Origin of the sequence: Dielma fastidiosa (assembly GCF_000313565.1) — a bacterium.
GTDB lineage: Bacteria > Bacillota_I > Bacilli_A > Erysipelotrichales > Erysipelotrichaceae > Dielma > Dielma fastidiosa.
Genome location: NZ_HE578928.1, coordinates 205,127 through 217,126 on the forward strand (window position 1 = coordinate 205,127; position 12,000 = coordinate 217,126).

Annotated in this window: 12 protein-coding genes; all 12 read right to left on the reverse strand. The window is 41.0% G+C overall.

All coding sequences use genetic code 11. The annotated features are described in order from the left end of the window. On the reverse strand, window positions 1–806 hold an 806-nt coding region (locus tag DAHG_RS21430; protein WP_022938757.1), incomplete at its 3' end, for a hypothetical protein. 272 nt (window positions 807–1,078) lie between these two features. Beyond that, the gene (locus tag DAHG_RS20955; protein WP_022938758.1) at window positions 1,079–1,231 is read right to left on the reverse strand and encodes a FeoB-associated Cys-rich membrane protein; all 153 of its coding nucleotides are present in this window, start codon (window positions 1,229–1,231) and stop codon (window positions 1,079–1,081) included. Beyond that, the gene (feoB, locus tag DAHG_RS12875; protein WP_022938759.1) at window positions 1,228–3,237 is read right to left on the reverse strand and encodes a ferrous iron transport protein B; all 2,010 of its coding nucleotides are present in this window, start codon (window positions 3,235–3,237) and stop codon (window positions 1,228–1,230) included. The genes DAHG_RS20955 and feoB overlap by 4 nt, the downstream gene beginning before the upstream one ends. Next, window positions 3,215–3,463, reverse strand: a complete 249-nt coding sequence (locus tag DAHG_RS12880) for a FeoA family protein (RefSeq protein ID WP_022938760.1) — start codon at window positions 3,461–3,463, stop codon at window positions 3,215–3,217. The genes feoB and DAHG_RS12880 overlap by 23 nt, the downstream gene beginning before the upstream one ends. A 191-nt stretch (window positions 3,464–3,654) precedes the next feature. Next, window positions 3,655–4,506 (reverse strand): prephenate dehydrogenase, encoded by an 852-nt coding sequence (locus DAHG_RS12885; protein WP_022938761.1) that lies wholly within the window; start codon window positions 4,504–4,506, stop codon window positions 3,655–3,657. Then, window positions 4,499–5,767 (reverse strand): 3-phosphoshikimate 1-carboxyvinyltransferase, encoded by a 1,269-nt coding sequence (gene aroA / locus DAHG_RS12890; protein ID WP_022938762.1) that lies wholly within the window; start codon window positions 5,765–5,767, stop codon window positions 4,499–4,501. Before aroA ends, DAHG_RS12885 begins: the two co-directional genes overlap by 8 nt. Window position 5,768: 1 nt before the next feature. Next, on the reverse strand, window positions 5,769–6,785 hold the full coding sequence (gene aroF / locus DAHG_RS12895; RefSeq protein ID WP_022938763.1) for a 3-deoxy-7-phosphoheptulonate synthase: 1,017 nt from the start codon (window positions 6,783–6,785) through the stop codon (window positions 5,769–5,771). A 13-nt stretch (window positions 6,786–6,798) separates the two neighbouring features. Further along, window positions 6,799–7,815 (reverse strand): 3-deoxy-7-phosphoheptulonate synthase, encoded by a 1,017-nt coding sequence (gene aroF / locus DAHG_RS12900; RefSeq protein ID WP_022938764.1) that lies wholly within the window; start codon window positions 7,813–7,815, stop codon window positions 6,799–6,801. Next, on the reverse strand, window positions 7,812–8,255 hold the full coding sequence (gene aroQ / locus DAHG_RS12905; protein WP_022938765.1) for a type II 3-dehydroquinate dehydratase: 444 nt from the start codon (window positions 8,253–8,255) through the stop codon (window positions 7,812–7,814). Before aroQ ends, aroF (DAHG_RS12900) begins: the two co-directional genes overlap by 4 nt. Continuing rightward, window positions 8,236–9,483, reverse strand: a complete 1,248-nt coding sequence (locus DAHG_RS12910) for a shikimate kinase (RefSeq protein ID WP_022938766.1) — start codon at window positions 9,481–9,483, stop codon at window positions 8,236–8,238. The genes aroQ and DAHG_RS12910 overlap by 20 nt, the downstream gene beginning before the upstream one ends. A 2-nt stretch (window positions 9,484–9,485) precedes the next feature. Further along, a complete protein-coding gene (gene aroC / locus DAHG_RS12915; RefSeq protein WP_022938767.1) occupies window positions 9,486–10,571 on the reverse strand; it encodes a chorismate synthase in 1,086 nt (361 codons plus the stop codon). Between the two features lie 9 nt (window positions 10,572–10,580). After that, a complete protein-coding gene (gene aroB / locus DAHG_RS12920; RefSeq protein WP_022938768.1) occupies window positions 10,581–11,600 on the reverse strand; it encodes a 3-dehydroquinate synthase in 1,020 nt (339 codons plus the stop codon). Window positions 11,601–12,000 lie beyond the last annotated feature (400 nt).

Sequence of the window (12,000 nt, forward strand, 5' to 3'; positions counted from 1 at the left end):
TCATAGAGTTCATAAGCTACGGCTTTACCGGCGGTATTATGCGGTAATCTGACTGCTCTTTCTAATTTCTCTGCATGATGATAAAAACGAATCGGTAAATGAACTTCTTTCTCTGTGCCTCGATAAACCATGATCCCGGATTCAAGATGATATTTGAAGAGATTGTTGCTATATTTTCCCTGTCTTCTGCCAGGTATCAGCATCCGCTTTCTTCTTTCATACCAATAAGCTTCGAGATCATGATGAAGCTTCTTCCTTGAACCAAAGCAAGCGGCTCTCACACCTAAATTCAAATGATTCAGCTTATCCGTTTCTCGGTTTAATTTAAAGGTCAGCAACCCGATTCTATGCTTTAACTGTTTTAGATTTGGATTAACGATCTGTACCTCATACAAATAGTCTGCTTCACTAGTTTCATGTTCTTTGCTTTTTTGAATTAATTGTTCTTTCTTTTTCTGCCAGTTCTGTAAAGTTTTGTTTTCCTTACGGACCTTCTCTTTGATTCTTTCAATCCGTTTAGTACATTCTTTCTTCAATCGCTGATTGATTTCAATATTACTTTTAAGCAGGGCTCTGGCTTCATGTATTGCAGATAAAGGAAAGTAATCATTCGTACCATATTTTGCTTTTAACTGTTTTTGTAAAGAAACTGCATCCTTGACACCATGAAAACAAGTTAAATAGAGTTTCTTATAAGCTGTATGCAGCATAGAGGTATACAGAATCAAATCTTTTTTAATACAATTAGCATCCTCTTCTGATAACTCATTATAATAGAAGCGATTTGAATAAGATAAACACTTCATGGATGTTCCCCTCCCCTTGAACAAAAAAGCATCCACTGAGATTCGATTGATACAAAGGAAACTAGGTGATGCTTAAGTTGAATTTAATGATTAAATAGATTGTTTTTTGTTACTTATAGTATACCATATTCACAAGAAGATTTCATCTGATTTTATCATTTTTTAGATACCTCTTCATAATGAGATATTGGCGCTTTGATGCTTGAAAATGAAATTTCCTATATAATAAAAAAACAAGATGTTACAGCCCTGTGCTATATCATCTTGCATATTTATTTTCTTACTTTACACTTTTTATTACATGCCGCGCAAGCATGATTACAACTGCCATCATGACAGCATGAAGGCTTTTTCCGATAGGCTCTTACTGCAGCAACAACAGCAGCTGCAATAAGCAGAAGCACAATAATATCAATCAGCTTCATAGCATACTCACCATATTCACAAGCTGATAGACAATAAAGGAAAATATCCAGGCTACACCACATTGCGCAAGGACCATAAACAACGCACTTTTCGCACTGCCCATTTCACGCTTGCAAGCCGCGATAGCCGCTACACACGGTGTATATAACAACGTAAAGACTAGGAAAGAAGCTGCGCTTGCGGTTGTAAATAAGGAACCTAACACAGCCGGTAAAGCCGTTGAGGTTGTATTCATCAGCACGGTTAAAGTCGATACTACCGCTTCTTTGGCAGTGAAACCAGTAATCAATGCCGTAGCTGCCCGCCAGTCACCGAAACCAAGCGGTGCGAATATTGGGGCAATCATTCTACCCACATTCGCAAGCATACTTAATGAGCTGTCATCGACAACATTCAGCCGTGTATCAAAGCTTTGTAAGAACCAGATAATGATTGATGCCAAAAAGATAATCGTAAATGCTTTGGTCAAGAAATCCTTAGCCTTATCCCACATCAACAACAATACACTTTTAGCACTTGGCAGCCGATAGTTAGGCAGTTCCATTACGAATGGTACCGGTTCTCCCTGAAACATAGAATTTTTTAAAAGAAAAGCGCAAAGAATGCCAACCAAAATTCCTGTCGCATATAGCAAAATCATTACCAATGCCGCATTATTAGGAAAAAAGGCAGCCGTAAACATCGCATATATCGGCAGTTTTGCACTGCAGCTCATAAAGGGTGTCAAGAGAATGGTCATTCGCCGGTCTCTTTCACTCGACAACGTTCTAGTGGACATGATGGCTGGCACCGAACAGCCAAAGCCAATCAGCATCGGCACAAAGCTTCTGCCTGACAGACCTAAATGACGCAGCGGTTTATCCATAACAAACGCAACACGCGCCATATAACCGCTATCCTCAAGAATTGATAAAAAGAAGAAGAGAATAACAATAACCGGCATAAAGGAAAGCACACTGCTCACACCAGCGAAAATTCCGTCAATGACTAAGGAATGCACGACTGGATTTAAGCCATAATTCAGCAGGAAATCAGAAACAAAAATCGTCAATGCATCAAGAGCACCGCTGAATAAATCGCTTAAGGTTGTGCCAATCACACCAAAGGTCATCCAGAATACGAAAATCATAATCAGCACAAAAGCAGGCAAAGCAAAATATTTAGATGTCAGAACATTATCGATGGCAACACTTCTCAAATATTCTTTACTTTCATGACATTTAATAACTGTATCAGCACATAATTTTTCAATAAAACAGTAACGCATATCCGCCATCGCTGCTTCGCGATCTGTATGCAGTTCACTTTCCATTTCTTTAACACTGTGTTCAATCAATTCAATCTCGTTTTGACTAAGCGCCAGCGACTCCTGCATTGGCATATCTCCCTCAACAAGCTTCGTTGCCGCGAATCTAACCGGTACACCGATACGCTCTGCGTGATCCTCAATCACATGACATACCGCATGAATACAGCGGTGCATCGCGCCCGTACAGAAATCAACCCGAGCCGGCAAAATCTTTTGTTTTGCTACTTTGAAGGCAACCTCAATCAATTCATCGATACCTTCATTTTTACTCGCAGAGATAGGCACACAGGGTACACCTAGTTTTTCTGCGAAAGCCTTTATTTTAATCGTACCGCCATTAGCACTTACTTCATCCATCATATTCAAAGCCAGCACCATCGGGATACGCAGTTCCATCAGCTGCAGACTTAAGTAAAGATTACGTTCAATATTTGTCGCATCCAAGATATTAATAATCGCGTCAGGATGCTGATCAAGCAAAAAATCACGAGTTACGATTTCTTCAGAAGTATAGGGAGATAATGAATAAATACCCGGTAAATCCACCACTGTACTTTCCTTGTGATTACGAATCAAACCATCCTTGCGGTCTACCGTAACACCAGGAAAATTTCCAACATGCTGATTTGAACCTGTCAGCTGATTGAAAAGTGTTGTCTTACCGCAGTTCTGATTACCGGCGAGTGCAAAAATCATCGCTGTCACCTACAACTTCTATTTTCTTCGCATCATCAATACGAATCGTTAAATTATATCCACGCAGCCGTATTTCAATTGGATCACCCATCGGCGCTATTTTATGCAGCTGCACGGTCGTTCCCGGTGTGATACCCATATCAAGCAAATGTCTGCGCAGCGCCCCTTCACCATTTACAGCACCAACAATTGCGCTGCTGCCAACCTCTATCTCATTTAAAGTCATAACTACACCTCTTTTGAATGTTATCTTTATCTAACATGATAATGTTATCGCAGAGTAACCACCATGTCAATAGTAAGCAAAGAATAAACCAATAAAAGCACTTTCATTGTCATCAATGGCGGAGAAAATCGTTTTCAAAGCGTTACACAATAAAAAAGCCATATCCGTCAGGATACAGCCTTGCGTCAAATCTATTTATCGAAATACTTACGGCGCTTTGTCGATTGGATAAATTTCTGTTTCATGCCATCAACATCCTCAGCCATCAGCTTTTGTTTAAAATCATTAATCTCATCGACAAAAGCCGTAATCTCATTTACCAATACATCCTTGTTCATCAAAAACAGCTCAGTCCACAGATTTTCATTGATTTTAGCAATGCGGGTTAAATCACGGAAGCTGTCACCGGTATATTCCTTTAGATGCGAGTTGTCATTGGCATTCATTAATGAAACAGCGATGACATGCGTCAGCTGTGATAAGTAGCCAATCATTTCATCATGTTTTTCCGGTGTAAGAATACAGATATTGTTGAAGCGCAGTTCAATCCCAAATTCATAGAGAAAATCAATCGCTGCCTGTGTGTTCTTTGATGTCGGCGTTATGATGAGATTCGCTGGTAAAAAGATAGAAGGATCTGCAAATTGCACACCGCTGACTTCCTTACCGGCCATTGGATGACTGCCGATAAACTCACAGTCTTCACGCAGCAATTCCTGAATCTTATAGATAATACTGCATTTTACACCTGTTACATCCGTAATCAAGGCATTCTTTTTGAAGTATTGCTGATTCTCGCTGATCCAGCCAACGATGGTTTTGGGATATAATCCAGATATAATCACATCAGCTTGGCTGATTAAATTAGGATCTGCAGTTGCCGCACCCTCATCAATGATGCCTTTTTCTAACGCGTAGTTGATGGAAGCTTCGTTAATATCGATAGCTGAAACGATATGGCCTCTTTTTTTAAGACCCATTGCGTAGCTGCCGCCTAATAAACCAAGTCCGATGATCAAAAATCTTTTCTTTTTATCAATCATGAAACTCACTCACCTTTATCATTACCTTACGGCAGTCATTGAAGAATGCCGGATAACTCTTCTCAATATACTCCGCTTCATCAATAACTACCTCATGATCCGCAATCGCAGCCGCTACTGTCAATGCCATCACAATGCGGTGATCCTTCCAGCCGCTGAGCGCATCAGGCGTCTGTGTCATGCCGCCATTAATGATGATTTCATCTTCACTGCTGCTGATATCGCAGCCAAATTTGCGAAGTTCTGTTTCCATCGCTAAAATCCGATCACTTTCCTTGATTCTCAGCCGACCGGCATTATAAATCTTAGTACAGCCTTGGGACGCCATGGCAAGCGTACAGACAATAGGGCCAAGATCCGGACAATTATGCAGATCAATATCATGGGCATGCGGTTCACCTTTGCATACATGATAACCGCCTTCAATCTCTTTAACAGTGATGCCGAAATCCTTAATAATCTCAAGAATCTGCTTATCTCCCTGCAAAGAATCATGGCGTACACCTAAAATATCTAAATCATGATTGATCGCTGCCATTACCGCAAAGAAAGCAAATTGTGAAAAATCACCTTCCACCGCCGTATCATGGGCATGATAATGCTGATTACCCTTAATATATAATGTATTTTCATCCTCAAAGCTGACTTTCACACCAAACTCTTCCAGCATCTGCATCGTCAGCAGCACATAGCTTTTAGATTCAAATGTATTTTCAATATGAATCCTTGAATCATCCTCAAGCAGCGGCAGAATGAATAACAAGCCGCTGATAAACTGCGAAGATACATTTCCCGGCAAAGTATAATTACCTGGTTTCAGTGCTCCTTCAATGGTGATTGAATGCTCATCCTGTTCATAGAAACAGCCCTGAGCTTTAAATAAGTCCTCGTAAATCTTCTGCGGACGTTTCAAGAGACGATTTTTGCCGGTAAAGCTAACCCTCTGTCCAGTCGCGGCAAAGAGGGGAATAAAGAAACGCAGGGTAGAGCCTGATTCATTGCAGTTTATTACAGACGCATTCAAGTGATTAAAATCCTTAATGCCGTTTATTTTTAAGCTATGCTCATAGCATTCAATTTCTGCGCCTAAAGCGCGCATCCCTTCAATTGTTGTCTGTACATCCACAGAATAAGCAATATTGTCAATGTGTGAAACTCCCGGTGCCAGACAGGCGCAAAGAATCGCGCGGTGACTCATGCTTTTGCTTGGCGGTATCTTTACACTGCCGCTGCAAGCGGAAGGTGTTACCGTCACTTTCATCTTACAGATCCCTGCCGATCACTTGCGCGATCGCACGGCCTTTCTTAATTACATTCGCGAATTTCTCTGGTTTCAATGACTGCGCACCATCACTCCATGCGCATTCAGGGTTATCATGCACCTCAATAATCAAACCATCGGCACCTGCCGCAATTGCAGCTAAGCTCATTGATTCAATTAATTTCCAATTACCAGTCGCATGTGACGGATCAATAATAATTGGCAGATGTGTCTTTTCCTTAATAATAGGCACAACACTTAAATCCAAAGTATTTCTGGTATATTTTTCAAAAGTACGAATACCGCGTTCACATAAGATAACATTTTCATTACCGCCGGCCATGATATATTCGGCTGACATGATCCATTCTTCAATTGTGTTAGCTAAACCGCGCTTTAATAAAATTGGCTTCTTAGTTTTACCTACCGCTTTCAGTAAAGAGAAGTTCTGCATATTTCTCGCACCGATTTGAATAATGTCTACATTTTCCACAAATTCATCGATATGCTCGGCATCCATCAATTCACTGACAATTGGCAGTCCTGTGCGTTTTCTCGCTTCTGCCATAGCCCGGATGCCCTCACTTTCAAGGCCTTGGAACGCATAAGGTGAAGTTCTTGGCTTATAAGCACCGCCGCGCAGCATAGTACCACCGGCATCCTTGACTTCCTGTGCAATGCGGCAGATCTGATCCTCACCCTCAACGGAGCATGGACCGCCGATAATCACAATTTTTTCATTGCCGCCAATCTTAATGCCAGCCGCTTCTACAATTGTATCTTCTGGATGGAAAAGACGGTTTGCTTTTTTATAAGGTGCCGCAATGCGGGTAACATCCTCAATCCATGGATTTGCTTTAATGATTTTTTCATCCAATGAGGTAGTATCTCCAATCAAACCTAAAATATGGTAATTGCTGCCCTGTGAGTTATTAACTTGAAAGCCTCTGTCTTCATAAGACTTAATAATTCGTTCAACTTCATTTTTCGGTGTATCTTTTTTTAATGTAATAATCATAATTTATCCCCCTCTAGATATCACGGCCAATAACTTTGGCAATCGCTCTTCCTTTTTCAACAACCTGTTTAAATTTAGCTGGCTTTAATGACTGCGCGCCATCACTCCATGCGCATTCTGGATTGTCATGAACCTCTATAATCAAGCCGTCAGCACCTGCCGCAATTGCCGCAAGGCTCATTGACTCAACAAGATCCCAGTCACCGGTCGCATGTGATGGATCGATGATGATCGGCAGATGGCTCTTGCGCTTAATGATTGGCACAACACTCAGATCTAATGTATTTCTTGTATATTTTTCAAATGTACGGATACCGCGTTCACATAAGATGACATTCTCATTGCCGCCGGACATAATGTATTCCGCTGACATCAGCCATTCTTCAATCGTATTACTCAAGCCGCGCTTTAATAAGATCGGTTTGCGGATCATACCCAGTGCTTTCAATAAATCAAAGTTCTGCATATTGCGGGCGCCTACTTGAATCAGATCGACATTTTCAACAAATTCATCAATCTTATCCACACCCATAATTTCTGAAACAATTGGCAGACCTGTACGCTTTCTGGCTTCAACCATATCCTGAATGCCCTCACTGCCTAAACCCTGGAACGCGTAAGGCGAAGTTCTTGGCTTATACGCACCGCCTCTTAGCATTACACCGCCGGCATCTTTAACCTCTTGAGCTATACGGCAGATTTGATCCTCACCTTCCACAGAACATGGGCCGCCGATTACAACAATATTTTCCTTGCCGCCGATCTTAATCCCTGCGACATCCACCACTGTATCTTCCGGATGAAACAGGCGGTTTACCTTTTTATAAGGTGCCGCAATGCGGGTAACCTGTTCAATCCATGGATTCGCACGAACAATTTTTTCATCAACAATCGTTGTATCGCCGACAATACCAAATACGTTATAATCAACACCGCGGATCAGATTGACTTCCAATCCCTTATCTTCAAATTCCTTAATAATTTTATCAATTTCTGCCTGTGGGGCGCCCTTTTTACAAGTAATAATCATGATTCTTTCTCCTTTAATTTTTCAATCAATATTTCTATCGCATGCTTATATCCCTGAATTCCTTCACCGGTAATCGTTTTGAAGCAAGCCAATCCCGGATATGAAATCTGTCTGAATGCTTCACGGCTTTCAACTTTAGAAATATGTACCTCTACCGCTGGGATACCCACTGCCTTTAATGCATCAAGAATGGCAATGCTTGTATGCGTATAAGCCGCTGGATTGATTACAATACCATCAATTTTACCATAGGCTTCCTGAATCCTGTCAACCAATGCACCTTCGTGATTGCTCTGATAGAATTCTACCAGCACTTGATGCTCATCGCAAGTTTTCTGACATAAATCAAGCAATGCCTGATAGCTTTCACTTCCATAAATACCCGGTTCTCGGATACCAACCATATTGATATTCGGGCCATTAATTACAAGTAACTTCATCAAATCGCTCCTTTATCTGTTTGAGGGCAGCCTCAATTGTTGAATTATTATCTATTTCAAATTGACTGTATTTCTGATACAGCGGCATTCGTTCCTTTTCCATTGCCATCAGACGTTCTTTACTTGAGGAAAGCGGCCGGCTGTCATCAACTAATAATGCGTCTAAATTACGCCGGATATGGAAGATAATACCATTTTGTGCCAATGAGCGCATATTCTCTTCGTTTTTTATAATGCCGCCGCCGCAGGAGATGATCAGCTTTGTCTGCTTCGCGAGATCTTTACAAATTGCTGTTTCTATTTCCCGAAACCTTGCTTCACCCTCTGTATCAAAGATTTCCCTGATTGTGCGCTGTTCTCGGCGGACAATTTCTTCATCGATGTCAACCAAACGTTTATCACTGATTTTAGCCAATTCCTGTGACAATGTTGTTTTGCCGCTGCTTGGCATACCGATTATAACGATATTTGCCATATCCTTATAGATTTCATCAGTAATCTGATGTATTTTTTCATCATCAAGCGCTATGTCATGAAAGAATTCACACGCTGCCTTTGCCTGTGCCACCAGCATCTTTAAACCATTCACATGCTTCAGCTTCAGTTCTTCCGCCTGTTGGCAGAGTCTGGTTGTCAATGGGTTATAGATTACATCCGCTACTGCCTCCAATTGACCAAAATCAGCAAGATCGATGATTTGATCATCATTATTAGGATACATGCCAACGCTGGTAGCATTGATGAACACTTGAATTTCCTGATGCTGTTTCAAGGCTTCATAGCTGATGATCGGCGCTGGCTTATTGCGGCCGGCAACCAGTATTTCCTTCGCTCCCATCGCTTTTAATACCGCCTGTGCCGTTTTACTTGTACCGCCGGTTCCCAGTACACAGCAGCATTTATCTTTAATGACAATGTTATGCTGCTTCAGCATCAGCATTAAACCAGTAAAGTCGGTATTCGTCGCTATCAAGCGGCCATTGCGGTTGACAATTGCATTCACTGCATGAATTGCTAATGCCTGTTCATCAATTTCATCACAATACTGCATTACTGTTTCCTTATAGGGAATTGTTACATTGATAGCTTTAAAAGCCTTTGTTTCCATGAATTCGACGAGCTGCTGCTCATCAAGTTCAATTAATTCATAGGGCTGATCAATCAGTTTTTCATGTATCATTTTAGAAAAGCTGTGCCCTAGTTTTTTTCCGATTAATCCAATTCGCATAATCAATCCCTCATCCATTTACCGCCATAGGCTTCAACACATAAATCAAGCAGGCATAAAGCGGTCACTGCATCAACTACGACCCTTGCCCGATGGAAGATTGCTGGATCATGGCGTCCTTTCAATTCCAATATGGTTTCCTTTTTCTCATTGTAATCTACCGTCTGCTGCGGCTTGAAGATGCTTGGTGTAGGTTTAATTACCGTTCTGAATAAGATTGGCATACCATTTGCGATACCGCCGTTGATACCGCCATTGTTATTTGTTTTTGAAACGATCTTATCACCGCTCATCAGCCATGCATCATTTGCTTCACTGCCATAATGATTGACAAAATCAAAGCCCATTCCGAATTCAACGCCCTTAACTGCTGGCACTGAGAATAGATACGCGCTTAGATTGCTCTCAATTGAATGGAAATAAGGCTCGCCGATGCCGGCCGGCACATTCAGAATCATTGTTTCAAGAATACCGCCAACACTGTCCTTTTGAGCTGCCGCTGCTTCTATCAGTTTGATCATTGCACTTTGAGCATCATTGTCCAATACGGCAAAGTCCATGGCTGACAAAGCTTTTAAATCCGCGTTCAGATCATCAAATTCACGGTCATGAATATCCATACACTGCTTTATGTGGGTACCAATTAGAATGCCTTTTTTTTCAAGAATTTGTTGGGCGATCGCGCCTGCCGCTACCAACGGAGCAGTGATTCGGCCTGAGAAATGACCGCCGCCTCGGTAATCCTGACAGCCGTGATATTTCACATAGGCCGTGTAATCAGCATGTGAAGGTCTCAGCAGCTGCGGTGTATAATCTCTTGAATGCTGTTCCTTATTCATAATTTGAATATGCAGCGGTGTACCGGTTGTACAGCCATTAAAGAAACCGCTGGTTATATGAAACAAATCCTCCTCATGACGCTGTGTTGATATCTTTCCCTTAGCCCGGCGTTTATCAAGCTGTGCCTGTACCGCATCAAGATTAAGCTTAATACCAGCTTCTAAACCGTCAATGACCACACCGATTGATTCACCGTGGCTTTCACCATAAAGTGAAATCGTAATATTTTTACCGATTGTACTTTTCATGAAAACCTCCTATAAGTATTTTCTTAATGTCTCAATATCAACATCAATTAACTGCGCGTGACCAATTTCTTCAACCTGAACGATGGTAACCTTTTTGCCATCGGCTTTTTTATCATTGAATATTAAATGAATCACTTCATCCGGATCATAAGCCGCATCAATCGGCAGATTCATTTTAGTCAATATCGCCTGTAGACGCTGTTTAATTTCCTCATTCTCGATAATTTTCATCATACCGATGCTGACACATTCTCCATGATAATAATCATGAAGGTGGTACAGACTCTCAACCGCATGACCAATGGTATGACCAAAATTTAATATTTTACGAAGATTGGCTTCCTTTTCATCAGCCTCAACCACTTTCTTCTTGACGATTAAGGAGCGGGTAATGATCTCCTCAAGAACCTCATCCGGTTCATTATTCTGGAAATCGGCGTCATGCTTCTCAAAAAGCTCAAACAATTCAGGATCAGCAATTAAGCCTTCCTTGACCGCTTCCGCCAGACCGTTATAGTAATGCCGGCGCGGCAGTGTTTTTAGGGTTGTTAAGTCGACAATTACCACTTCCGGGTGGTAAAAGGTTCCCAATACATTTTTTACTTCATCAAGATTGATTGCGACCTTGCCGCCGATGCTGGAATCAATCTGTGACAGTGTTGTGGTTGGAATTGAAGAAAAATGGATGCCTCTTTTAAAGGTAGCCGCTACAAATCCGCTTAAGTCTCCGATGACACCGCCGCCCAGCGCAAGTATTAAATCATTTCTTGAGAAGTTCAATTCCAGAAGCTTCATGCAGATCTGTTGATAAACACGAACGCTTTTAGCCCCCTCACCCTGTTCAGTAATAAACAAATGACCGTTAGGGCATTGTGACAAAACAAGCTGCTGATATTCAGCGGGAACTCCCTCATCAGTGATAATCATAACCTTGCGGTTCAGATCAATATAATCTGCCAGCCGTGTTATCGCGTTTCTGACAATTACAATACGGCTGCTTGCTTCACTTAAGTTAACTGATAATTCCATATTCTGATCTCCTTTTCTAATAAAAAAAGCATCCGTCTTACCAGAATGCTTTGTTATGCCCCTCTTTTGATTAAAAGTCAAAATGACCAATCGTATTTCGAATTGGTTTATCGGGGCCTAGCAATAAAAGTAAAAGACTGACGCTTTATTTAACATTGTTTTCATGCTTCAAGTTTAAAACAAATTAAAATGAATTGCAAGTAAAAAATGAAAGAATTTCACTATTCCATGAAAATTCATATCAACACTGTTACATTTATTAGCTATCAGAAAAACATTTATTTTGAAATAGACCTATGATACACTAAAGCAACCTTTCTTCTATCTTCAGTATATCATTCCTATTGACCAAAATCAAAAATATTTCATTTTTGGTCAATAGAAACATCTTTTATAAATA